Genomic DNA, 25018 nt, shown 5'->3' with positions numbered 1-25018 from the left:
GCGAATTTTTTTGAGTAAGTAATGTTTAAAACCATCCCTATAAAACAACTTCTACCCGGTATGTTCGTACAACAAGTAACGAAGCAGTCAGGTAATATTAAAATAAAAAACCAAGGGTGGGTAAAAACACAGGCTGGTATCGATAAGTTAATAAAAGCGGGTATTTTAGAGGTCGAGATTGATCCTGATAAAACCATCATAGAACAACCTAAAGAGCTAAACGACGCACCGATTATTAGTGCCCCACCAAAACAACGTGATCCATGGCATACCACTCACTCTGTTGAACAAGAGATGGGCAAAGCCCAAAAACTATATTGTGAAGCTAAAGACTTACAGAGCAAAGCATTTACTGACATTAAAGCTGGAAAAACAATTGAAGTAGCGCCATTTAAAGAGCTTGCTAGTGGCTTTATTGATTCGGTTTTTCGTAACCAAGATGCGCTGGCCTGTATTACCCGGATGCGAGAAAAAGACAGTTATTTATTAGAGCACTCAATTAATGTTTCTGTTTTAATAAGTATTTTTGCCAAGCATTTAAATTTTGAAAAAGAGCTCATAGAAGAACTAGCGACAGGCGCCCTGCTGCACGATATTGGTAAAATACAAATTCCTGATGAGATTCTTCACAAACCCGGAAGGTTGACTGAGCAAGAATTTAAAACAATTCAAAATCATGCGCTTTATAGTAAGCAAATTCTAGAAGAGTCAGGTTTAACAGGCATTGCTGTTGATATTGCAGGCTTTCACCACGAGCGCCTAGATGGCAGTGGCTACCCGTTTGGAAAGCACGCAGACGAAATCAGTCAGTATGTGCGTATGGCATCGATTGTTGATGTATATGACGCGCTTACAGCTGAGCGAGTTTATAAAGATGGCATGGAGCCCATTAAAGCCTTTAAAATACTGAAAGATGGCTGTCCTGATAGCTTTGATGGCGAGCTATTGACCAAGTTTATTCAATGTATTGGTATCCACCCTGTTGGTACATTGGTCAAACTCTCAAGTCAAAAGGTTGGTTTGGTGACAAAAAGTAACCCTGCAAGTCCCCTGAAGCCTCAGGTTAAAATATTTTATCATGCTAAACATGCACGCTATACCGGCGTTGAAGATATTGATTTAGCGAATAGCCGAACACATGATGCATTAGAATCAGCCATTAAACCAAAAGATTTCAACATTGACTTAGTTCGGTTTTTTAAACATTCAATCTTGCCGTAATTTTACGGCAAGATTACAGCAATAAACCAATTACTCTGGCCAATCTTGCAATGCTTTTATGCTAAATTGATAGCCATCGAAACTTAATACACTTTGTTCTGGGGTTATCTCTAACACTTCAATATCATCTAAACTATCACCTTCATACAGTTCACGGTTGTTAAGCTTGATCCAACGCTTCTCAACGGACGATGAATAAATGTGTGCCTGATATTTAATATTAGGTAGCAAAGCTAATAAGCCGTCTGGTAATAGCTCAATAGGCTCTGCATAAGAAGAGTTTCTTGTCGCTTGGGTAACTTGATTGGTCGTGACTGTTTCAGTGTCTTTAATTGCTTGGGCAAACGCATTTTTAAGCTCACTAGGCACAGTCTCTAACTCATCGTCGCGCTGCGGTACTATTTGGTTCGTTAAATTTGACTGCTCAATAGGCTTTCCAAGCACCTTATATTGGCTTAAATCAATATCTCCTGAGCGTGTATTTATTGGCTGTGATTGTGCAAACTGTTGAGGTTGAGCGTATTGCTGTGGCTGTGAATACTGCTGCGGCTGAAACTGAGCTGTAGGGGCATTAATCACTTGCTGATATCCATTTGGAGTTTGGACTAAAACAGTTTGCCCTTGCGAGTAAGTTGGTACAGCATTAACAGGCACTTGGACCCATTGATACTGTTGAGATTGGTTCGCGTAGCCTTGGGCCATCACAGGCTGCTGTGAATGAGTAAACTGTGCGGGTGCATTTTGAACTTCTTGCGGTACATTCTTAGGCAATGTATCGCTGCTCTTTTGCACGCTAGAAACTTCTTCATTCGGCTGAATCACTTTTTCAGCTGTTGCCTCAGTCTCTTTAAGACTAAGTTCCGACGCGCTATCTGTTTGAATACTTTTAGCTTGAAACCACTTACCAATTGAGTACCCTGCTACTAAAGTCAGCGCTAAAGCCAGTAATATGGCAAGTGACATTGCGATTAAGCGATACCTTTTTAGCTCTTGTTGTTGTTTAATTTGTTGAGCATTTTGATCAAAAGCAGATGCTTCATCATGATGCTCGGATTGTTTTAATGCATCTAATAAAAACGACATAATTCACCACGACTAAAAAATAAACGACAAGCCAACACCGGCGCCTAACACAGTTATAAAAACGAAAGGTATTAAAAGCTTACTGGTTTTAGTTTCATTTTTAACTTCACTTTGCAGTACGCTTGGCGGCAACGCTTCTTCGGCTGAGCGCATTACTATATCACTGTCTATCACCATTAGCTGTTTAGAAAACGCGCCCATTAAGCAACGCTCGCATAGTAAGTTAACTAAACGAGGAATACCTTTTGTCACGGCATAAATAGTTTTTAATGCATCCGCTGAGAACATAGCACGTTCACAACCGGCAACATATAAACGATGTTTGATGTAAGCAATAGTTTGCCCCTCGGTCAGCGGTAACAAATGGTACCGAGCAGTAATGCGCTGCGCTAATTGCCTTAATTCATTACGCTTCAGTAGTTCTTGTAGCTCTGGTTGACCAACTAACACTATTTGCAGTAACTTTTTATGGTTGGTTTCTATGTTGGTCAATAACCGCAGTTGTTCAAGTACATCTGGTGCAAGTAGCTGCGCTTCATCAATCAATAGTATCGTGTGACCACCTGATTCATGATTAGCCTCTAGATGCTTTTTTATCGCATCTGTTAAGGTTTTTAAAGTGGCATTGACGCCATCATAATTAATGACAAGCTCATCGCAAATACTCGCTAACAACTCTAGCTGTGATAATGCCGGGTTATGGATCATTGCCACTTGCGTATTCTCAGGCAGTTGTTCTTGCAAGCTACGAATTAGGGTTGTTTTACCCGTTCCTACCTCACCTGTAAGTAATACAAAACCACCAGCTTCACCCAAACCATAGGTAAGATGAGCTAATGCTTCTTTATGGCGCTCGCTTAAAAATAGATATTGTGGATTTGGCGCTATTGAAAACGGTTTTTCCGACAAGCCAAAATAGCTTAAATACACCCTGAACTTCCTTACTGAGTAAATCTGCGCCTATAATGGCAAAAAAAAGCAACAAGTGAAAACCTTGTTAGCGTTTTATTGCTTAAATAACGTAAAATAACCTAAACAGGTTAACTCTAGGCGTGACTATGGAAGTTTATTTAGTGGGTGGTGCAGTGCGTGATGAGCTGCTCGGGCGTAAAATTAAAGAACGTGATTATGTTGTGGTAGGTGCAACTCCAGATCAACTTTTACAGCAAGGCTTTGTACAAGTTGGTAAAGATTTTCCTGTTTTTTTACACCCAAAAACCAAAGAAGAATATGCACTCGCTCGTACTGAACGCAAACAAGGTAAAGGGTATACCGGGTTTACTTGTGAGTTTTCAGCAGATGTTACACTTGAAGATGATCTGCGCCGACGCGACCTTACAGTTAATGCCATCGCAAAAGCTGACGATGGCAGCTTAATTGATCCATACAACGGCAAACTAGATTTAGACAACCGCATTCTTCGCCATGTATCCGATGCATTTAGTGAAGACCCACTTAGAATATTACGTGTTGCCCGCTTTGCTGCTCGTTATCATTACCTTGGTTTCACTATTGCTGATGAGACCAAAGCACTATTAAAGAGCATGATTTCTCAAGGTGAACTGAGCACTCTGACACCAGAACGTATTTGGCTTGAATGTGAAAAGTCGCTCAGTGATGGCGCTTTTGCTGAGTTTTTGCAAACGCTTTGCAGCCTTAATGTTCTTCCTTCTATCAGCAACGCATTGGCTTCATCGTGGACCTCTGATAAATACCAGCAAATCAAAGCCCGCTATGAGTATGCAAACAGTCTAAAGGAGACTGAGCCTAGCTTACTATTTTGTCAAGCCACCAGTGATTTATGCCGTGATTCAATAATTACACTAGCGACATCAATTCGGCTGCCAAATGATGTTCGGGATATGGCACTCTACTTGCAGCAACACCTCGCAACCCTTAAAGATGAACAACTTAACAGCAGTGAGTTACTGGCACTTTGTAATCAACTTGACCTATGGCGCCGACCAGAACGATTCAGTGCTTTATTAAAAGCAGCAGAGATAGCCAATTGCGGGCCATTAAAACGGCAACACACTCTAGTAAGTGCTACTGAAGCAGCTAAAAAAATTAGCCCGCAACAGTTTATTGCTCAAGGTATTAAAGGTGCTGATATAAAAACCGCGCTAGAACAAGCGCGATTAGACATGTTTAAACAACATTTAAATCAGGTTTAGTCCTCATATCGCACCAAGCGAAGGTAAACGTTAGAGGTTTTAGCATGTAAACTGTTAAGGCCTCTGTCAAATGTGTATACCCAAGCAAAGCCGGGGTCAATAACGCCCGATGTACTAGTCCAATAGTTTTCACTTTTATTCCCTTTGAAAATAACCTCATTAATACTTGGGGTTACACAACTGTGCTCTAGGATACTTGCTAGCTCTTTATTATTCGGTACTTGCCAATCATCATGATTAGCGGTGCGGTCGTTAACAGATGCTCTAAGCGCCTCTTGCCACGTCGTTTTAATTGCGCTATTTGTACAGCTAGTGGTATCAGCATCATAGCTTTGCCCGTAACTACACGTTTGCCACATTAATCCCGTCACGCTATCGCTCACTGTGCCATTATTGTTAAGTGTAAAACGCGCTGTGGATGTTGTTTCAGGCACCGTGCTGTAACACGTTTGCGCAGCCAAAAAGCTTGGGCTTAAAAGTAGTATGCTTGCAAATAATATTTTCATTGTGATGCCCCCGCTGTTCTAACTAAACGCACAAATGCTGTTTCGCTCTTAGGATAAGCTAAATCATTACCATCGCTCATATCTATTATATAAGCCTGCGATAAACTGGTGCCATCTGCCGCTGTTTGCGAGGTCCAATAAGGTAAAAACGGTTGATTTACAAAGGCGTGCTGAGTAGGTGTATTAACAAAGTAGTCATTATCAATTAATAAAGATTGCCCATGTTGAGAATAATCCAATAAAGTCATTAGCTCGGTATAAGTAGGGACTCGCCAATTGGTTCCACCACAATAATCTGAGTTATTAACTGCATTGACATACACTTGTAAGCCACAATTCGTTGTCGCAGAGCATGTTGTAGTTGCACCTAATTGACTACCACCTTGTACGCCGGTTTCTCCATTTAGATACCACGTATAGTGGTTCTGCCCTTCTCTGAGTGAAGTTGCGTTAGGTAAAGTGCCAGTGTTTGGACTTTTAACTTCCCAAATTAGCCCTGTGACATTATCTCGAACGCAACTAAAGTTACTCGCATTGTCAGGAAGTTCATCGGCAAACTCGTTTAACTTAGTAAAATCAAATGCGGAATCACCAGCGCCTACTTTGTTGATATGCGTATTAACAACACTATCACGACCAACGGCTGCATCTTGGCGAGGAAAGTCTGGGCTGTCGCACGCTATTTGTTGAGTATTGTTGTAGCACGTATTTACCCCAGTATCATTAATCAGACCTAATGGTTTAGACTCAATATTGATTTGTACGACATCAGTGTCTGTTCGACCTTTACTGTCGGTCACAGTTACTTCAAAACTAAACGTATTAACAGATTCGGTTTTTGGTGCGGTAAACGATGTAATACATTGTTCTTTATTTGCCAAAGTAACGCTGCCAACAGTTTGTTCCCAATGACAGGAGAAAGTTTCGGTGACGGTTTCACTTGCAGTTGCGTCGAGCGTGACAAGTTCAACCTCATTTACAGTTTGATCAGCCCCCGCATTAGCAATAACCACTTTATCTGTTCTGTTTAATTTATGATTATATTGAATACTCGCTTCTCCCCCTTCATCATCAATGACGGTTAGCTGCCACACTAAAGTTGTGTTTACATCTAACAGAGGGTGAGAAAAACTGATGGTCTCATTATTGTAGCTATCGACCGCGACAGTTGGACCTGAGATTTGCTGCCAACGGTAACTATTAATAGCACCATTTTCATCGGGATCTGATGACTCAGCACCGCTCAACGTAATAGTGTCTTTATAATCTGAAGGTAATTCTGCGGGCGCAATTTGTGTAACAACCGCCTCGGGTAGTTGGTTATTCGAGACAATATCAATCATAACGTCATCACTGACTAACTGACCGTCTGCTGTTTGGTAGTTAACCCGTAATAGTAGTTGGCTGTCCGTCTTTACATCTGGCGCTGTTAAGGTTTGTTCATCGCCATCAGCAGGTAATCCTTCAACAGCGGGCCCATTAATTCTTTGCCAAGAAAACGTTCCATTTGCAGGTGAGCCTATCGCCGTTAGAGTAAATTCGCTCTTTTCAATAACTTGCTGATCTATCCCTGCGTTGACCGATGCAGCCACATCGGGATTATCATTCCCACCACCTGAGCCACCACAAGCACTGAGCAAGGCAACAACTGGAAGTATAGTGAAAAGAACTCTCATGCAATGTTTCCTCATCTTCATTCATATAGTTATGTAGCGCGATTATTTAAGCTACATTCTTTACTCAGATAATAAGCAACAACAATGCCAGTTATGCAGAAGATTACATATAACTATCTTGATGGATACGTACGAATAGCTTTGTGCCAACTTTACTGTAATCTACTTTGTATTCTCGACCATCCAAGGCTTGTATGAATAGCAGTCGTTTTTCTTCGCCAAATACATCTGCACTACTAATATAAACCATATCAAGGTAACGCTCTTTTGCTTCGCGGCGATTTTTTGGCAGTTCTTCTTTGAATGGTTCTAAACCATTTTGAGTAACTTTAATTTTAGGTTGAGTTTCAGAGTTTACGATCACTAAATCGAGCTTTTTCTCTTTGTGGATAATCGTATTTCTTCCACTTTTAATAAATGATCTATCTTGACTCATCGCATTATCCTACTGACGTCTAATTAGGCGTTCTTAGCCTTTTAACTGAGATTGAATAAAGAGTTTGGGGTTTTGCTGCCAACTGTTTAGGCCATGGCTAAAATCCCAAATACTTCTATCTAATACACTGGCAGGCAACAGCAAGTCATACCCTGTTAATTGCTGCAAATGTCGCATTCGATTTGCGAACATTGCAATTAATCCATTAAATTTGCGACCGTTTAAAGATGTATAATTATTGTCTTCTACCAACCATTCTGATGGGCAATTGCCATTTTTGCAATGTTTTTGAACAACCTGCATAAATAGGTGGCGTTGTTCTATTAATAGTTTACCCGCTAGCCGCGGTGAAATATCCATTAAAAAATCATCCGTATCCCTAAGTTTAATGCCTACAGCATTTAACTCAAGGTATTCAAGTCCATGCTCCGCTTTAGGTATTCCGCTATGGTGTAGGTTTTCTCTATTTAATGACCATGAGCCATACTTATGATGATACGTAAGTAGCTGCTCGGTAATAATTAAGCTGTAAAATGGCTCTTGTGTCTTTAAAAAGCCAATAAACACAGCAACAAGGCTCACACTCACCAAAAATATTTCTATTATACTAATCGTACCTGGACGAAGTAAATTGACCAGCATAATAAACACAAGGCCAAATGAGCCAACTAACAGAATTTCAATTCCATTTTTTGAACCCTCTGAGCGAAGCTTTAAACATAACATTGCGTGTTTAACCATCATAATAAATCATATAAAAAACAAACATAATTATAGCCCAAATTACTAATTTACGAATTTTACGACATCGTTCACAACCAGTTTTCATCTTCATCGTTGTAACTTATCCTTTTCAAAAAAGGGACAGCGAGCGGTTTTACGGCTAACTGACAGATTTCTGAGATACACGGGCAGTCTTTTTACGCCGTTATTTCGTACACTAGTGGTAATTAATCTTTCGGTAAAAATAAGATGTATTTAAAGCAGTCAGGCAAAGCATTATTTCCATTCATTATCACTGTGTTGATCGGGTTGTGTGTGTACCTTTATTTGCCAAGCAGTCAGGGTGAACAATTAGGTTACAAAGCAACAGCAACAAAAGTAACAGCTCATACGGTAACCACTCAAGAAAACCCGATACTTATCGAGGCTATCGGGAGTGCCCGTGCGAATCAAGCAGTTTATATTAACAGCGCGCAAAGCGACTACGTAACTGACATTTACTTTACCGACGGAGATCGCGTTGATAAAGGGCAAAAACTTGCCCAATTACAATCTCAGCAAGAGCAACTCACAGTCAAAGAGCTTGCTATTAATTTACGCGAAGAGGAACGCCAACTTGCAAGGTTAACTGAACTTTCTCGCTCTCAAGCCACCGCTAAATCATTGCTTGAAGAACAGTTGTCTCGCGTTGATGCTACCAAAACACAACTGCAAAATGCAAAAACTAAACTCGCCGAAATGACTATAACTGCACCGTTTTCTGGTGTTTTAGGCAAACGCCTTATTTCAGTAGGTGCCTTTGTAAATAGTAGTACGGTTTTAACCAGTTTAGATGACATCAGTATTATTAAGGTTGATTTTAAAGTCCCAGAAAAATACTTAGCCCAGCTGGGACTTGGTATGAAAGTGATGACACAAAATGATGCTTACCCCGATAAAACATTTTCAGGTCAAGTAACCCACATAAGTTCACGTATAGATTCTGTCACACGCAGCATTGAAGTCACTGCGAGCTTTGTTAATGAATCTGGTTTATTACGCCCAGGTATGCTTTTAAAAACTGCCTTACAATTAAGCACTAATAAAGCACTAATGGTGCCTGAAAAGGCCATTATCCCACAGCAAGATAGACACTACGTATTCCAAATAACCGAAGGTGTTGCTACAAAAGTAGAAGTGCATGTTACCGGCCGACACAACGGCTGGGTAGCGATTGATGAAGGCCTCAATGATGGTCAACAGGTCGTAACAGAAGGAATTATTAAAATTCGTTCTGGTAGCAAAGTCACAGTAAAGGGGTAAACAGTGAAAATTACTGATACCAGCGTCAAACGCCCTGTCTTTGCGATCGTTATTAACTTATTACTACTGACTTTCGGTTTAGTGGCATTTTCAATGCTACCACTGCGCGAATACCCAGATATAGAATCACCTATAGTGAGTGTGAGCACGAGTTACACTGGGGCGTCAGCTGAAATTATCGAAACCAAAATAACCCAAGTACTGGAAAACCGTATCTCAGGTATTGAAGGTATAAAAAGTATTAACTCATCGAGCCGTAATGGCCGCTCTAATATCACTATTGAGTTTAATATTAGCCGCGACATTGATGCTGCATCCAATGATGTAAGAGAACGTGTTGCTCGTGCGCTAGATAGTCTGCCAGAGCAAGTGCGCCCGCCTGAAGTGTCAAAATCAAACAGTGATGAGAGCCCTATCGCTTGGTTCGTCCTTAACAGTACAACCATGGACTCATTACAGCTTTCAGATTATGCACAACGCTATATTGTTGACCGCTTAGCTGTTGTGGATGGTGTATCCAATGTTCGTGTTGGTGGTGAACGTAAATATGCCATGAAAGTGTGGCTAAACCGCCAAGCAATGGCAGCGCGAGGTATTACTTCAAGTGATATAGAAAATACGCTTCGTACTGAAAACGTTGAATTACCAGCCGGTGAGATTGAATCCATCGATCGCGACTTCACCGTTCGCACAGCGCGTAGCTACAAAGACCAGCAAGATTTTAGAAACCTAGTCATCAAGCGAGGCGAAGATGGCTACTTAGTTCGCCTAGGTGAAGTGGCCGATGTACACCTTGAAGCCGCCGATGATGAAAGCCTATTCCGTGGTAATGGCCGAAACATGATTGGTTTAGGTATTGTCAAGCAAGCAAAAGCAAACACCTTAACCGTGGTTGACAACGCACGCGCTGAACTTGAAAAAATAAAGCGTAACCTGCCTGAAGGTACGACGATTGAAGACAGCTATGATTCTTCCATCTTCATCAAAGAGTCAATTGATGAGGTATACCGTACTTTAGCAATTTCAATGGCATTGGTCGTATTAGTTATTTATCTTTTCTTGGGTAATATACGCGCGACGCTTATTCCTGCAATTACGGTCCCCGTAGCGCTAGTGGGTAGTTTTATGTTTTTACTCGCAATGGGTTACTCTATTAACTTGCTCACACTGTTAGCGTTAGTGCTAGCAATCGGACTCGTAGTGGATGATGCGATTGTTATGCTTGAAAACATTCATCGTAGAATTGAGCTAGGAGAACCACCACTTTTAGCTGCTTATCGTGGTGCCCGTGAAGTAGGGTTTGCGATTGTTGCAACAACCTTAGTGCTTATCTCTGTTTTTGTTCCTTTAGTGTTTATGGATGGCCGTATTGGTGCATTATTCACTGAGTTTGCTATGGCCGTAAGTGCAGCTGTATTCTTTTCCAGTATTACTGCATTAACGCTCTCCCCTGCATTATGTTCAAAAGTTCTCAAATCATCCGAAAAAGAGAGTAAATTCAGCCAAAAAATGGATCTCCTTTTTGGCAAAATAGAACATGCCTACAGTAATTCACTGAGATCAAATATGGCAAGAAAGTGGAGCTTAATAATAACCATGGTATTGGCTGGTTTAGCAAGCTTTATGCTGTATCAACAAGTGCCATCAGAGCTCACGCCGAAAGAAGACCGAGGCACCTTTTTTATTATGATGAGTGGCCCTGAAGGCGCTAGTTATGAAAATAACGCCGCCAATATGGCGAAGATAGAGGATCGCCTCTTACCATACTCTGAGTCAGGCGAACTAAGCCGCGTACTTGTGCGAGTTCCGGGCTGGGGTGGCAATGGTGGTGTTGCAATTATTGGCATGGCTGACTGGGATGAGCGCAAGCGTTCAACTTGGGAGGTGATGGGTGAAATAAGTGGCAAGATGAGAGAAGTCACTGACGTACGCGCTTTTGCTATAATGCGCCGCGGCATTGGCGGTGGTGGCTCATCTCGCCCTATTGAGTTTGTATTACAGGGCAATGACTACGCACAGATAGCTGATTGGCGCGACAGAATCATTGAACGAGCAGAGAAGAACCCAGGCTTAGTTCGTATTGACCATGATTATAAAGAAACCTTCCCGCAGTTTTTGATCAACATCGATAAAAATAAGGCTGCGGATCTCGGTGTATCCGTTTCTGATATTGGCCGTACGCTTGAAACCATGCTTGGTCAACGTCGAGCGACGACCTTTATTGACCGAGGTGAGGAGTACGATGTCATTCTAAAAGGAACCAAAGCTGACTTTACCGACCCTACTGATATTTCAAATATCTATTTGAAATCGCGTAGCGGTGAGTTAGTCCCACTAGATAGTATTATTAGCCTAAAAGAAGAAGCGACTGCATCACGATTAAACCGCTACAACCGCATGCGCTCTATTACTTTGAGTGCAAATTTAGCAGATGGTTACACTTTAGAAGAAGCGCTTAATTTCTTAAACAAAGTCGCAGCAGAAGAGAACGACATAGACGGTGCCGTAGATTATAAAGGTGAATCTCAACTGTTTTATGAAGGCGCATCTGCCATGACGTATGTATTCATTTTGGCATTAACAGTGACCTTTTTGGTGCTTGCAGCACAATTTGAGAGCTTTGTTCACCCATTTGTCATTATGCTAACGGTCCCTCTTGGTTTGGTAGGGGCGCTGTTTGGACTATGGTATACAGGTTTAACCCTTAATATTTATAGCCAAATTGGTATTGTCATGCTGATTGGTCTCAGTGCTAAAAATGGTATTTTGATTGTCGAATTCACCAACCAATTGCGAGATAAAGGCGTTGAGTTCAGTGAGGCTATTGTTCAAGCGGCAACACAGCGCTTACGCCCTATCATCATGACTTCATTAACCACGGTTATGAGTTCAGTGCCGTTAGTGTTAGCCAGTGGCCCTGGCGCTGAAAGTAGAATGGTAATAGGTGTTGTGGTATTTACAGGGGTCATTGTTGCGACCTTACTGACTCTGTTTATTGTGCCTGCGGCTTACTCTGCGCTTGCACGTAATACTCAGTCACCAGAGTTTTTACAACAAAAACTTAATCAACAAGAAGCTGAAAAGCCGCTTAAAGAAATGTAAGTCACATATAGCGTTGCAGCACTATGCTGCAACGCTTCTGTCCTTTCCTTGCTCTATCTAATCCATGAAATAAAGCCCTGCTATCACCGTTCTTCTGTTAGGCTAAAACATGTTAGCGATTTAACGTTTTTGGGAGTAACTAATGAGCAAAAAAATTGAAGTAGCCACGTTTGGTGGAGGCTGTTTTTGGTGTATTGATGCTGCTTTTCGCCGTGTAAAAGGCGTAATAAACGTAAGCTCTGGCTATACTGGTGGCGAAACAGATAACCCTACTTACAAACAGATATGCACTGGACTCTCAGGTCATGCAGAAGTTGTTCAGCTTGAATTTGATGTAAACCAAATAAGCTACAACACGTTACTAGAGATGTTTTTTACTCTGCATGATGCTACCCAACTAAACCGTCAAGGTAACGATGTTGGCACCCAGTATCGCAGCGTAATTTATTATCATGATGAGCAGCAACACGTACAAGTAACTGCAATGATCAATGAATTGCAGAAACAGATCAGTGAACCAATTGTTACCGAAGTAAGCGCAGCGAGTCATTTTTACTCGGCAGAACAATACCACCAAGATTACTACAACGAAAATCCAAACCAAGGATATTGCAGTATATTGATTGCACCTAAACTTAAAAAGTTTGAGCAACTTTATGCTGATAAATTAAAGTAAATAAAGCTCGCCAAGTAGGTGGCGAGCTTTAAACTCAGTGCTAATTTTCCTTACTATTAGAACTGGTATTGGGCTCCAACAAACACACGACGCTCTGCGGTGTTGTAGTAATAAATTTCGTCATTTATATAATCGCCATCAACATCTTTACCATATGCATCAACCGCGCTGTAGCTTCTATCAAATAGATTCTCTACACGCAGCGACACAGTTAAGTTATCCGTTGCTTGATAATGACCCACTAGATTCCACAGCGTATAAGAGGGTAATTGAGTTAATTTACCACGGCGATCACCACGGTATTGCATTTCAAGGCCAGCATCAAATGCACCCCACGCTTTATTAAGCGACCAATTTATACTTTGCTTAGAAACATAAGTCAGCGATTCACCCGTTTGTGTATCATCAGCAGATAAGTAAGTCATATTGAATGCGTGATCAAAGCCAAATACCTGTTGAATAAAGCTAAATTCAACCCCTTCATGGCGTGCTTGATTAATATTGGTAGGTACCCACTTACCAGCTGCATTAGGTGCCCAAGCAATTTTATTCTCAATGTCACTTCTAAAAATTGCCACATCTAAGCTAATGTCTTTCACGTTTAGTGATAAACCAAGCTCTTGGTTATCAGAAGTCTCAGGGGTTAGGGCTGGATTGCCTGAACCTGGGTAGTAAAGATCGTTAAACGAAGGTGATTTAAAACCTGTGCTTTGGCTCACTCTAAACGTTGCTATATCGTTTAGATGGTAACCCACAGCGGCTGTGTAAGTTGTTTCATTACCAAACTGCTGATCATCATCTTGACGGAGCGTTAAATTAGCAAGCACCTGCTCATCATCGTAATAAGCACCAGCAAAAGCTGCAAACACTTCACGGCTGTCTTTTAAATAACTGCCTGAACTTGTGTTTATTTGGTCTTTATACCAGTTTAAACCACCACTCAAAGTCAAAACTTGATTTAAAAAATATTGACCATTGTAATCAATTTGCTCACGCTCAGTTTCAAACTTATCAACAACCGTATCGCCGGTATAACTCACTCTTGAATCATCAGAGCTGTCGTTTGAAGTGGCAATATCGATCGAGTGGCTGTTGTTTTCAAACGTTTTTTTCCAGCCTAATGATGTTTGATAATTCTCAAATTCACCTTGCTCAACGGTACTGTCAGCGGGACTATAAGCACTGTCATAGCTAGCCTCCCCTTGAGCATACTGCCCCTGGGCTAAAAATGTACCTAAATACTCATCTTGATATGCGATATTAAAGCCAATGTTTTTATTTTCAAAACCATCTTCATCAGGCGCCAACCCTTGCAATACGTCAAAGCCATCGGTTTTTTCATAACCGGCATTTAAAGCAATATCAACATCGCTAACCTGCCCACTGGTTGCAAGCTGTAACTGTTTATAAGAATCGGAACCTACAGTAAGGTCGATCGTCGTGTTTTGTGCTTTTCGGGTGATAATGTTTATTACCCCCGCTAGCGCATCAGATCCATAAACAGCTGCACGTGAACCTTTTATTATCTCGACTCTTTCAATGCTATTAAGTGGAATATTATTAATACTCTTATAGCCAAGCGTAGCAGAACCTGTGCGAACCCCATCAATTAAAATAAGTGTATGGCGTGAGCTTGCGCCGCGTAAAGACAACCCTGCATTTTGACCAAAGCCGCCATTTGCATTGATTTGAAAACCGGCTTCTTTAGATAACAAGCTTGGTAGGTCACGTACATAGCTTGATTCAATGTCAGCACGGTCAATCACCGTGACACTGGCAAGTACATCATTAATGTTTTGTTCAAACTTATTAGCAGAAACCGTAATATGTTCAATAGGTTGTTGTTCAGCAGACACTGAAAATGATAACGCAGCTGCGATAGCTACGCCTAGAGTAGATTTAGTTAGCATGATATCCCCAAGCCTGTGCCCACCGCACACGCAAATAGTAAATTACTCCAAGGCCGGTCTCCGGACTCAGCGTGTGCTTAGCACTTGCATTACCGTTGCGGGGGCAGTGTTGGGATTATAGTCTTCATGGCTACGCACCAACTTCCCGATTATCTCACTAAAAATTTCAATACCTTGAAACCTATACCTTAGTATTTAGTAAGCACCTTGAAAATAGGTCGCTATTGTGATGATTTTACGGATAAATGTCAATGGACGGCTATACTTCTAAATATTCGAGCTACGAGTAAGCATAAGTACAAAAATACAAAAGCCAAACAACAAAAAGTCATTTGGCTTCAATAATATTTAAAAATAAACAGTGTAGCTGGATAAACTCAGTGCTCGCTGCTAAGTTTTTAATCTCTAAAGTTTTTAAACTGGAATGGTTGACCTAAATCAGCACTACGAACAACTTGCATAGCTTCTTGCAAATCATCACGCTTTTTGCCTGTTACACGTACTTCTTCACCTTGGATAGCGGCTTGTACTTTTACTTTTGAGTCTTTAATTGCTTTAACCACTTTTTTAGCTACGTCTTTTTCAATACCTTGCTTAAGCGCGACATTACGAAACACGTTTTTACCTGCACGCGAAATATCTTGCAACTCAAGGCTTGATACATCCATTCCACGTTTTGAAATTTTGTTCGCTAAAATATCAAATAACTGTAGAACTTGTGAATCAGCTTCTGCTTTTAATTTGATGGTTTTGTCGTTAAGTTCAATTGATGCGTCAACGCCTCTAAAGTCAAAGCGGGTATCAAGTTCACGTTTTGCATTATCAACCGCATTTTGTGCTTCGTTCATTTCTACTTCAGATACAATATCAAAAGAAGGCATTCGTCTCTCCTAACAAGATTTAAAAAATTAATATGCTTGGGATTATAACGCCAAAATTATAAATCTTTACATATTTCTGCATATCGTTCAGGTGCGATGCAAAATTAGTTTGATATACTGTGGCTCTATTTATAGCCAATTTAGGATTTTTTGTGACTCGGCGTGTTTATCAAGTACTCTTTTTAGTCAGCATAGTGGCCTTTACTTTTTTATTTGCCAAAGAAATAAAAGGCGCTGCAAGCTTATTTCCGCATGTTGATAAAGTAGCTCACTTTGGAATCTTTTTTGCCCTTGCTGTCGTAATGGACAAAGCATTTAAACTACCTTTATGGGTGCAAATATTTTTGCTTGCCGGATATGGTGCTGCCATTGAAGTAATGCAAGGTATGCTCCCTTACCGCCAAGCCTCTGTGGCCGATTTTATTGCTGACTTTGCTGGGGCCGCCAGTTATTTTGTTATCAAGTTAGCATTTCATATTGGAAAAAAGCCGAGCCATGAGTAATGTTGTTATTGTGGGTGATGGCGCTATAGGGCTGTTATATAGTTATTTTTTAAGTACTTCAAACCATGTAACTTTAATCACCCGTAGCGAAAAGTCAGGCAAGCAATATTATTATCAAGGCAGCAGTGGCAAATATTTAATCAATATTAAAACTCTCAATAATCAGCACTTAGCCTGCTTAACCAATATTGACATTGTTATTATTGCGGTTAAAGCGTACCAAGTTGAGATTGCTTTAAGTCAATTATCCCCTTACCTAAATGATGCATGTAAAGTGGTTTTATCTCATAATGGGATGACTGATTTAGCGCCTATTATGAACAACACATTAAATAACCAACCTATTTATTTTTTAACAACACGATTAGCGGGCTTCAAGGCAAACTCAACAACGGTGATACATACTGGAAACGGCGAGAGTATTTTAGGGGCCTATAATAGCCCTGCCGATCAACAATATTGCGAATTGGTATCAACTCTTTGCGCAATTCCTGACCTTAGCTACAGCAAGCAGATTGACACTATTCGCTGGCAGAAATTATTAATAAATATAGCGATTAATCCACTAAGTGGATTTTATAATGTGAAAAATGGAGAGCTTAACTCACCTAAATACAACAGTGATATTTTCAACTTACTCAGCGAAGCTTGCTTAGTAGCCAATAAACTTGGCATTGCTGTAACACTACCTTACTCATTAGAAAGCGCTTATAAGGTAATGAGTGCGACTGCAAATAACTTTTCATCCATGCATCAGGATATTATGCATAATCGCCCTACTGAAATTGATGCTATGTGCGGCTATATTTGCCAACAAGCTGAGTTGTTCGGTATAAAAACACCATACAATCAATATTACTTGGATGTAATCAGGCATAAAAAAAGCGCGAATTAATTCGCGCTTTCACAATAAGTTGCTGTACTCGTTATGGGCGATAGACTTTTACATTAGCAAAGCCGTTTTCATGCATTATAAGGGCTTGTAATTGACTCATTACCCCTTTTGCACAATACAAGTAGTAGTCTTTATCTTGCGGTAAATCCCCAAACTTAGTTGCTAAGCGGAAAAAGGGTAAATGCACAACCTCAGTACCGTCAATCTCTAACGGATTTGCATCTTCTTCTTCTGGTGAACGAATATCTAAAACAACAGCTCCTGCGGGAAGCTCGGATACTGATTCAGCCTCTTTAAGTTCTTGCTTGGCTTCTACATCGATATCACGAATATCCATCACACGTGCATTGCTAACAACGGTATCAAGCACATCAAAATCGAACTTTTGTTCTTCTGCTTCAATGACTTGTACTTTTGCTTTAACAGTCGGCTTTTTAGAAATTACACCACAATACTCTGGCATAGTTTCAGCCATTTCTGCTGTGCCGATTTTACGTGCAATATTGATAATTTCTTGTTTATCGTGCTGAATGAGCGGGCGCAAAATTAGCGTTTCTGTTACACGATCAATCACGCTTAAGTTAGCCAAGGTTTGACTTGAAACTTGACCAATACTTTCACCGGTGACTAGTGCTTGAACACCCATTTTCTCGGCTATTTTGCTACCAGCACGCATCATCATTCGCTTAAGCACTACACCCATTTGGCTGTTTTCAACGTTTTCAAGAATTTCAGCAACCACAGGCTCAAAGTCTACACTAACAAACTTTACCTTGTGTGTAGAGCTAAACTGCTTCCAAATGTAGTAGCTGGCTTGCTTTACGCCAATCTCGTGGGCGGCACCACCTAAGTTGAAGAATAAGAAGTGAGTGCGCGCACCTTTACGGATCATTTGGTAACTAGCAACACCCGAATCAAAACCACCTGACATAAGTGATAGCACATCCTCTTGCGTAGGTAATGGGAAGCCTGCCATACCAAAGTGAGTTTGCGTAACAATGTAGGCTTTATCATCTTTAATTTCGATGCGGATAGTCACTTCAGGGCGACTAAGTTGTACGCGAGCACCTTCAACATGCTGGTTTAGCCCGCCTCCGACATAGCGTTCAACATCTGTAGAGGTGAATTCATGTTTACCTTGGCGTTTACAACGCACGCAAAATGATTTGCCTGCAATGGTGTGGCCAATTAAGTCATACGCAATTTCGTAAATATCATGAAGGTTATCGTACTGGGTTTCTGTTACTTCAATAAACTGAACGATGCCTGGAATTCGTTGCAAACCGTCGATAAAGTCAAGGCGCATCTGCGCACTATCACTTTTTGTGACAACCGAAATATTATCCCAGTTATTTTTAACCTGCACTTTCTCGTCTAGCTTTCGTAGCACGATTTTAATGTTATTTTCTAACACTTTTGTAAAACGTTTACGAACTGAACGGCTCTTAATAGCTATTTCAGGATGAAGTTTGACGATAAATTTAAGCATAGTTTACTCGTTTGGCAATTTAAGAATTCACGCACCCACGTGCTGGGCGCGCGATTATAGCAAAAAATCTAACGTCTAGGAAATAAACAAGTACCGCATAGCTTAGTTTGAATTAAGCAGGTATAGTTTGTTGCGCAAGTTTGGTGTATTTCTCTTTTAGCTGGGTCAACTTAGGAATACTTTGCTCGGCGGCATACGCTTTAAAAAGCATAAGCACTTTTAAAATACCTTTATAAATATCTTGCTGAGCGAGCTCCCCACTTAAACGACGCGCTTTAATGTAAGGCGTCCAAAAGCTCACGGTCAACTTTAGCATATGTGCAAGTTCAGTGGCATCTTCGTCGTTAAGCTCCATTAAACCACTATCACGTAAGCTAATAATTATGCCACGTACTTGAGTTAAGAGCGCGGCTTGAAACTCGATGTAATTCTTTTTAAGTTCATCGTCGCGCGACAAAATGTCACCTAAATTATCGTAGAAGAAATGGAACCTCCACATTAATTCAAACAAGGCATCAAGGTAACCACTTAATTGAACAAAGCCATCTGTATTTTCATCTACAGGGCTAAACTGGGTATGAAGGTGCTCACTGTATAAAGCAAATATATGACGAATAATGTCTTCTTTATTTTTAAAATGATAATAAAGATTGCCGGGGCTGATCCCCATGTGAGAAGCAATATGGTTTGTTGTGATTGCACGTTCCCCGTGCTCATTAAACAGCGCAATGCTGGTCTTAATTATTTTGTCCTTGGTACTCATATTAGGCTACTCTAGATTTTTTAAAGCAAATGCTCAAAGTTTACGCAATTAATATTAGCGGCGCAGTATATACAAATCCATTCGAATAAAACACCACCATGAAAATTTCTATCTTAAAATCAACATTTACATAAGTGAAAATGAATTAAACTAACTTTACGCAAAGGCTGAATAAGTAAGAGGGCTGATTTGCACTGCAAACACTGCTAATATAACCAACAAAATAACACTAAGCTAAGTTCTATGAAAGTCACAGCAATTTACCCGGGTACCTTTGACCCATTAACCAATGGTCACACAGATTTAATTCAACGCGCAGCAAAAATGTTTGATACTGTGATTGTAGCTATTGCGAACAACCCCAGTAAAAAACCTTGCTTTAGTTTGGCAGAGCGAGTTGCATTGGCTAACAGCCTTTTAAATCATATTGAAAATGTGAGTGTTATTGGTTTTTCAGGTTTACTTGCTGATCTTGCTCGCGAGCACAACGCAAATGTGTTGATCCGTGGAATTCGTGCAGTATCAGATTTTGATTATGAATTTCAATTAGCGAATATGAATAGACGACTAAACCCTGATTTAGAAAGTGTATTTTTAACCCCCGCAGAAAAGAATTCATTTATCTCCTCAACACTTGTTAAAGAAGTGGCGCGCCATAAAGGCGATGTTAGTGAGTTTGTCAGCCCAATTGTAGTCAAAGCTTTAGAGGAAAAATTACACGGATGAAGTTAACTAAACTTGCCAGTTGTGCCGCATTACTCTCACTTTCTTTACCAAGTTTAGCAGGGCCGTGGATTGAGGGAGATGATCCACTTTTACGTGCTTCAATTGAAATGCTCTTTAATCAAGGTGTCATTAAGCAACCGATTAATAGCTACCCTTTAATGTGGCAAGGTATTGCTCGCGACCTAAAAAATGTCAATCTTGATAGTTTATCTGTGCAAAGCCAGTTTGCTTTACAACATGTAAAGCATGCCCTCGCAAATGCGAAGCAAGGCACCAGCTCAGGTGTTAAAGCACACTTCAATAGCGATACAAGTTTACAGCAAAGTTTTGGCAGTCGTAATCAGCAAACAAGCGGAGTAAGCAGTTATGGCTCTATCACTGGTAATAGAGTTAGCGCTAAAGTCAGCGTAAATTATGCAGATGAGGCGCTTGATAATAAATACATAAATAATCAGGGCAGCTATTTAGCGGTCCTGATTGCTGACTGGTCAATTAGCGCCGAGCAGGTAAGTCACTGGTGGGGGCCAAGTAATGATAACGCCCTACTACTTTCAAATAATGCAGCTCCCATGAAAGGTATTAGAGTTAACCGTGCTAATACTCAATATGATGGGCCAAGTTTTCTCTCATTCATTGGTAACTGGCAACTTACCGGTATTTTCGCTAAACAAAAACCGACTCTTAGCAATAATGATGAAGGTAATTATTGGGCGATGCGCTTTGCCAGTACACCATTTCCTGGTTTGGAAATTGCGTTCAGTACATCTGGGTCTGACTTTTTAACCAGCTCTTTTATTGAAACTGCAACATTAGAAGCTGACAATAAAAAGCAACAACTTACTAGTCTAGACGCCAAATATTCAACACAAATAGCAGGTCAAGCGGTTGGGATTTATGCAGAGATAATGGGCCGCAATGACAGCGGTTTTGCACCAAGTGAGCCATTTTACACCTTAGGCATTGAACACTTTTATGGCAACCAAAAGCAATTACTGAAAACTTACCTTGAGTATACCGATACCCAACAAGAATGCTTTTCAGCAATGGATTGCACTTATGGCAATGATACCTTAACTCATATCAGCGCTGGCTATATTCATAAAGACCGGTTAATTGGCAGCTCAACACCTTATAACAGTAAGTCAGCTGTATTAGGCGCTCAGTACCACACGATGCAAGGTTATGCTGGATTTGCCAAGGTACGTTGGTTAAAGGGTGAATCACTGATAACAGCACCTGCAAATGAGATAGGTTCATTTAAACGGCTACAATTAGAGTTAGGTTATCAACAAGCAATATTTTCGGGTCTTTGGAAAGTGACTGGCTCAGTGTTTAAAGACGAACTTAATAGTGATTCAGACACAAATACAGCGCTTAAAACCAGTTGGGAATATCGCTTTTAAAAACTTCTAGAACGACCGCTAAATACATTGAGATCAAGCACTTTGCTTGGTCTCAAACACCCATCTATGACACCGTAACAGCCCTAAAAAGTCTTTGTTAGTTAACAGTGCAATAATCATCATCACATCCATAACATTGACGGTTATCGAGTAAAAAGTCCAAAACCACCAATGTTCGTAGTGTAATAAAACATTGATATCGACATGCATTGCCAAAAACAGCAGCATGTTCACTGTTAAACCAACAATGACGTAGAGCTTAGCGGGTAGTTTTTTTACTCTTGATTTTTTTGTGATAAATAAAATTATAAACAAAATAAAAAAATCGCTAATAGCCCAGATAATGTATCCATTAATGCTATAAATAATATCAACCCCCACCGATAAGCTAAGAAGTGGGTCAGAAAGAAGGTAAGATAAAAATATAGCTAGAGACATCCACATCAGCACACCATCGCCATTAGGTGCTGCGGATTTTTTTACTAGGTTGTACAAGAACGCCATCAAGAAACTCCACATCACTAGTGAAGCGAGATACAAACTTGCATACTCTTGGAAAAATTGCATTAAAAACTATGGAATAAAATTAGCAATTTTTAAAATTGCTAATGTGCTTTTTCTTATTCCGTTTAGAAAATAACTTACCTATTCGCAACCAATCTTTTCCAAAGATAAGAGTTACCACCATGAAGAAGTCAACAACGTTTATTCCAACTGAATAAAAACTCCAAAACCACCAATAATCAGAGTTACCAAGGTAAACAATGTCAACATGGATCCCAAAAAATATGAGAGTATTAATTGATAAACCAACTAATATATATTTTAAAGTAGCGGTAAATTGTAACTTCAGTATTTTGTGTGCTGCAAGAAGGGCAATTATGGTAATAACATCATACTTAACCCAAATTAGATAAACATACATTCCCGCATTTAGATCAACAAACTCATAGCTCAAACCATACGAGAGGAGCATTATAATTGATATAACGAGAGGTGAACTATTTCTATCTTCTACTGTAAACTTGAGCAATAAATTGTACAAGCAAGCCATTAAAAAACCCCAAATGATAATAGTATCAAAGTGGATTCCTAAAGACGTTAAATCAAAATACATACACCATCTCGTTTTGCTAAACCTAATTTAGCAAGTTATGAAGGTTTGCGACGATCCGGGTCTGTAGATAAACCACCACCACCACGCTGAATCTCAGCTCCACCACTTGCGGCTAATAAGGCTTCATTAGATATAGACACTGTATCAGATTGTAGGGTTTTATTGCTAGCGCTTTGTTCTAAAGCAGGCTTTGATTGTTGCATTGTGTTGTATGCTTGCATTTGCAGCTGGCTGTTACCTGTAACTTGCATGAGATTGTTCCTTTCGTTAAATGTTGAGATTACTTAAGCAATTTAAGTTGTTTTTGCATAACGCTATGATATTTTTTTGGCGTAGTGCAAAGATGAACCCTTACTGAGCCATCTGATAGATATAAAGCAAGTAGCGATCCAACTTTTAAAAAACATTGATCTATTTATGATCTTTTTCTAGATATGTGAGTTGAAAGTGGTCATACCAGATGATATAAGATATAAAAAAACGCACAGGGGTAACCGTACGTTTTTTATATCCAGGGATTTTAAGCTACGTTTTTACACGGGATCGCCGTACTCCGACTTGGCTTTAAAATAAATTCCATTGCGACTTCATCGCAATTGTCTTTGCGTAAACACAGTTCACAATCTTTCATTACTTTTTCAGGTAAGCTTTCTTTAGTACAGAATGTAAAACCCTGTTTTTCAAAAAAATCTGGTACTCGCGTTAACACTATGATGCGATTAAGTGCCAATTTTTTGGCTTTTGTTAGTAAGTGCTCAACTAACTGGCGTCCTTGACCAGAAACCCCCGATTCAGGATCTATACCCAAAGAGCGGATTTCTGCAAGGCCAGTATCATAAATGTACAAAGAGGCGCAGCCTGCTACCGTTGAGTTCACTTCCGTAACAGCAAATTCATTAATTGAATGCACCATATCACTTTTGGCTCGTGGCAGGTTTTCACCTACTGTTGCCCAATGCTGTATTAGCTTAGCGATAGACTCTACATCATCTAAATTTGCATCACGTACCGTTATTTGCTGTTTTTTTTTGGCATCTTTAACAGCGACAGACACTCGCTCCAACGAGGTCCCGCCTAAAGCTTGGCGTGCTTTAATACAAGCATCAATCTCTAGTACAGGGTATACATCTTGTTCAAAAATACTATGCACAGATTTAAATTGCTCTAAACTTAAATCTTCTAAGTTATTCCCTTGCGCAATAGCCATTTGGACCAACACACCAACAATATGATGACCTTCTCTAAATGGAATACCTTTAGCTACTAAATAGTCAGCCAACTCGGTAGCATTTGAATGGCCTCCTTTAGCTGCAGCAAGCGTACGCTCGGCATTTACTTTTACACCTTTGATGCACGCTTGCGCCATATGTATACACGCAAGCCAAGTTGGCATGGCATCAAATAAACCCTCTTTGTCTTCTTGCATATCTTTATTATACGCAAGAGGCAGTGCTTTAAGGGTCATTATCATGGCGCTAAACGAGCCAAATACTCGGCCAGTTTTACCACGAATTAGTTCAAGTGCATCTGGGTTTTTCTTTTGCGGCATTAAAGATGAGCCAGATGTCACATTATCTGCAAGCTCAATGAACCCTGCTTCACCTGAGTTATAAAAGATTAAATCTTCTGCCATACGGGATAGGTGAATCATTGAAATAGAGGCACAACTTAAAAGCTCTAAAACAAAGTCACGATCAGATACCGAATCTAAACTATTTTTAGTCGCAGCGGTAAAACCTAGCCCCGTGGCAAGTGTTTGCCTATCTATTGGGTACGCCGTTCCCGCAAGTGCACCACTTCCCAATGGGCAAAAGTTCATCCGCGCTTTGGCGTCATTTAAACGACTTTCATCACGCTCAAGCATTTCAACGTACGCCATGCACCAGTGGCTAAACAATAATGGTTGAGCGCGTTGTAAGTGTGTATAACCTGGCAAAATAGTACCGAGTTCACGCTCAGCAAGTGCAACAAACTCGCCTTTTAATTGCCCTAAGGCCTCGAGCAAATGATCGGCAGTATCACGGCACCATAACCGAAAATCTGTCGCAACTTGGTCGTTACGGCTGCGCCCTGTGTGCAGCTTTTTCGCTAAGTCACCCACTTTTTCAATCAATGCTGCTTCAACATGTGAATGAATATCTTCAGCGCCTGACGTCGCCACTGCAAGTGGGTCAGCTTTAACTTCATCGAGTAATTCATATAGTGCTGCAACAAGCGTTTCATGCTCGCTACTTGTTAGTACATCAACTTGCTTAAGCGCCCCAGCCCATGCCACAGAGCCAACAATGTCTTGCTCTGCGAGTTGGTAATCGAAGGGAAGTGAGTCGTTAAATTGCTTAAACGCTTCATCTGGACCCGTAGAAAAACGTCCGCCCCATAATGCCATGAAATATCTCCAAACCCTGAAATTGCCCCGTTCGATCGGGGCGTAT

At 40.4% G+C, this 25018-nt stretch carries 23 protein-coding genes and 1 riboswitch; of the genes, 9 read left to right on the top strand and 14 right to left on the bottom strand.

Features of this window, described 5'->3' with window-relative positions; translation table 11 throughout:
- Window positions 1-21 precede the first annotated feature (21 nt).
- Window positions 22-1221 (top strand): HD-GYP domain-containing protein, encoded by a 1200-nt coding sequence (locus tag ACFI4Z_RS06155; RefSeq protein WP_462669813.1) that lies wholly within the window; start codon window positions 22-24, stop codon window positions 1219-1221.
- A 30-nt stretch (window positions 1222-1251) separates the two neighbouring features.
- Here the strand turns inward: ACFI4Z_RS06155 and ACFI4Z_RS06150 are convergent, their stop codons facing one another.
- A complete protein-coding gene (locus ACFI4Z_RS06150; RefSeq protein ID WP_462669812.1) occupies window positions 1252-2304 on the bottom strand; it encodes a general secretion pathway protein GspB in 1053 nt (350 codons plus the stop codon).
- Between the two features lie 12 nt (window positions 2305-2316).
- The gene (locus tag ACFI4Z_RS06145; RefSeq protein WP_462669811.1) at window positions 2317-3234 is read right to left on the bottom strand and encodes an ExeA family protein; all 918 of its coding nucleotides are present in this window, start codon (window positions 3232-3234) and stop codon (window positions 2317-2319) included.
- Window positions 3235-3362: 128 nt separating this feature from the next.
- Here ACFI4Z_RS06145 and ACFI4Z_RS06140 point away from each other — a divergent pair, with 128 nt between their 5' ends.
- Window positions 3363-4478 (top strand): tRNA nucleotidyltransferase, encoded by a 1116-nt coding sequence (locus ACFI4Z_RS06140; RefSeq protein ID WP_462669810.1) that lies wholly within the window; start codon window positions 3363-3365, stop codon window positions 4476-4478.
- On the opposite strand, the gene ACFI4Z_RS06135 is transcribed toward ACFI4Z_RS06140, so the two are convergent.
- From ACFI4Z_RS06135 to ACFI4Z_RS06120, 4 genes are all read right to left on the bottom strand, one after another.
- Window positions 4475-4984, bottom strand: a complete 510-nt coding sequence (locus ACFI4Z_RS06135) for an Lcl C-terminal domain-containing protein (protein WP_462669809.1) — start codon at window positions 4982-4984, stop codon at window positions 4475-4477. The genes ACFI4Z_RS06140 and ACFI4Z_RS06135 overlap by 4 nt on opposite strands.
- A complete protein-coding gene (locus ACFI4Z_RS06130; RefSeq protein WP_462669808.1) occupies window positions 4981-6660 on the bottom strand; it encodes an Lcl C-terminal domain-containing protein in 1680 nt (559 codons plus the stop codon). Before ACFI4Z_RS06130 ends, ACFI4Z_RS06135 begins: the two co-directional genes overlap by 4 nt.
- A 103-nt stretch (window positions 6661-6763) precedes the next feature.
- Entirely contained in the window at window positions 6764-7096 is a 333-nt protein-coding gene (locus ACFI4Z_RS06125; protein WP_394192459.1) for a hypothetical protein, read from the bottom strand.
- Between the two features lie 33 nt (window positions 7097-7129).
- A complete protein-coding gene (locus ACFI4Z_RS06120; protein ID WP_462670009.1) occupies window positions 7130-7837 on the bottom strand; it encodes a DUF2982 domain-containing protein in 708 nt (235 codons plus the stop codon).
- A gap of 231 nt (window positions 7838-8068) precedes the next feature.
- Here ACFI4Z_RS06120 and ACFI4Z_RS06115 point away from each other — a divergent pair, with 231 nt between their 5' ends.
- The 3 genes from ACFI4Z_RS06115 to msrA all read left to right on the top strand — a co-directional run bounded on the left by ACFI4Z_RS06115 (window position 8069) and on the right by msrA (window position 12899).
- Window positions 8069-9121 (top strand): efflux RND transporter periplasmic adaptor subunit, encoded by a 1053-nt coding sequence (locus tag ACFI4Z_RS06115; RefSeq protein ID WP_462669807.1) that lies wholly within the window; start codon window positions 8069-8071, stop codon window positions 9119-9121.
- A gap of 3 nt (window positions 9122-9124) precedes the next feature.
- Window positions 9125-12223 carry an efflux RND transporter permease subunit gene (locus tag ACFI4Z_RS06110; RefSeq protein WP_462669806.1) on the top strand — a complete coding sequence of 1033 codons (3099 nt, stop codon included), beginning with the start codon at window positions 9125-9127 and terminating at the stop codon, window positions 12221-12223.
- A 142-nt stretch (window positions 12224-12365) separates the two neighbouring features.
- The gene (msrA, locus tag ACFI4Z_RS06105; protein WP_462669805.1) at window positions 12366-12899 is read left to right on the top strand and encodes a peptide-methionine (S)-S-oxide reductase MsrA; all 534 of its coding nucleotides are present in this window, start codon (window positions 12366-12368) and stop codon (window positions 12897-12899) included.
- Between the two features lie 56 nt (window positions 12900-12955).
- Here the strand turns inward: msrA and ACFI4Z_RS06100 are convergent, their stop codons facing one another.
- Together ACFI4Z_RS06100 and ACFI4Z_RS06095 are read right to left on the bottom strand one after the other, a co-directional pair.
- Window positions 12956-14809, bottom strand: coding sequence for a TonB-dependent receptor domain-containing protein (locus tag ACFI4Z_RS06100; protein ID WP_462669804.1), 1854 nt, complete (start codon window positions 14807-14809; stop codon window positions 12956-12958).
- A gap of 34 nt (window positions 14810-14843) precedes the next feature.
- Window positions 14844-15001: riboswitch (cobalamin riboswitch) on the bottom strand.
- 206 nt (window positions 15002-15207) lie between these two features.
- Window positions 15208-15690 carry a YajQ family cyclic di-GMP-binding protein gene (locus tag ACFI4Z_RS06095; protein ID WP_462669803.1) on the bottom strand — a complete coding sequence of 161 codons (483 nt, stop codon included), beginning with the start codon at window positions 15688-15690 and terminating at the stop codon, window positions 15208-15210.
- A 152-nt stretch (window positions 15691-15842) separates the two neighbouring features.
- Between ACFI4Z_RS06095 and ACFI4Z_RS06090 the strand changes: the two genes are divergently transcribed.
- Both ACFI4Z_RS06090 and ACFI4Z_RS06085 read left to right on the top strand, forming a co-directional pair.
- Window positions 15843-16193: a VanZ family protein gene (locus ACFI4Z_RS06090; RefSeq protein ID WP_099295028.1), complete on the top strand. Its 351-nt coding sequence runs from the start codon at window positions 15843-15845 to the stop codon at window positions 16191-16193.
- Window positions 16186-17088, top strand: a complete 903-nt coding sequence (locus ACFI4Z_RS06085) for a ketopantoate reductase family protein (RefSeq protein WP_462669802.1) — start codon at window positions 16186-16188, stop codon at window positions 17086-17088. Before ACFI4Z_RS06090 ends, ACFI4Z_RS06085 begins: the two co-directional genes overlap by 8 nt.
- Before the next feature lie 31 nt (window positions 17089-17119).
- On the opposite strand, the gene thiI is transcribed toward ACFI4Z_RS06085, so the two are convergent.
- Both thiI and ACFI4Z_RS06075 read right to left on the bottom strand, forming a co-directional pair.
- Window positions 17120-18577, bottom strand: coding sequence for a tRNA uracil 4-sulfurtransferase ThiI (gene thiI / locus ACFI4Z_RS06080; RefSeq protein ID WP_099295030.1), 1458 nt, complete (start codon window positions 18575-18577; stop codon window positions 17120-17122).
- A 112-nt stretch (window positions 18578-18689) separates the two neighbouring features.
- Window positions 18690-19340, bottom strand: coding sequence for a TetR/AcrR family transcriptional regulator (locus ACFI4Z_RS06075; protein ID WP_462669801.1), 651 nt, complete (start codon window positions 19338-19340; stop codon window positions 18690-18692).
- A 243-nt stretch (window positions 19341-19583) separates the two neighbouring features.
- Between ACFI4Z_RS06075 and coaD the strand changes: the two genes are divergently transcribed.
- Complete coding sequence (gene coaD, locus ACFI4Z_RS06070) at window positions 19584-20066, top strand: pantetheine-phosphate adenylyltransferase (RefSeq protein WP_462669800.1); 483 nt, start codon at window positions 19584-19586, stop codon at window positions 20064-20066.
- Window positions 20063-21469 carry a capsule assembly Wzi family protein gene (locus tag ACFI4Z_RS06065; protein WP_462669799.1) on the top strand — a complete coding sequence of 469 codons (1407 nt, stop codon included), beginning with the start codon at window positions 20063-20065 and terminating at the stop codon, window positions 21467-21469. The genes coaD and ACFI4Z_RS06065 overlap by 4 nt, the downstream gene beginning before the upstream one ends.
- A gap of 33 nt (window positions 21470-21502) precedes the next feature.
- Here ACFI4Z_RS06065 and ACFI4Z_RS06060 read toward each other — a convergent pair whose 3' ends face one another.
- From ACFI4Z_RS06060 to argH, 4 genes are all read right to left on the bottom strand, one after another.
- Complete coding sequence (locus tag ACFI4Z_RS06060) at window positions 21503-22036, bottom strand: hypothetical protein (protein WP_462669798.1); 534 nt, start codon at window positions 22034-22036, stop codon at window positions 21503-21505.
- 19 nt (window positions 22037-22055) lie between these two features.
- Window positions 22056-22586 (bottom strand): hypothetical protein, encoded by a 531-nt coding sequence (locus tag ACFI4Z_RS06055; RefSeq protein ID WP_462669797.1) that lies wholly within the window; start codon window positions 22584-22586, stop codon window positions 22056-22058.
- A gap of 35 nt (window positions 22587-22621) precedes the next feature.
- Window positions 22622-22837, bottom strand: a complete 216-nt coding sequence (locus tag ACFI4Z_RS06050; RefSeq protein WP_135476336.1) for a hypothetical protein — start codon at window positions 22835-22837, stop codon at window positions 22622-22624.
- A gap of 269 nt (window positions 22838-23106) precedes the next feature.
- The gene (gene argH / locus ACFI4Z_RS06045; RefSeq protein ID WP_462669796.1) at window positions 23107-24972 is read right to left on the bottom strand and encodes an argininosuccinate lyase; all 1866 of its coding nucleotides are present in this window, start codon (window positions 24970-24972) and stop codon (window positions 23107-23109) included.
- Window positions 24973-25018: the final 46 nt, after the last annotated feature.

Source organism: Pseudoalteromonas sp. RWi3, from assembly GCF_054960735.1.
Note: the sequence above shows the minus strand (reverse complement) of the source record. Positions and strands in the feature narration are given on the sequence as shown.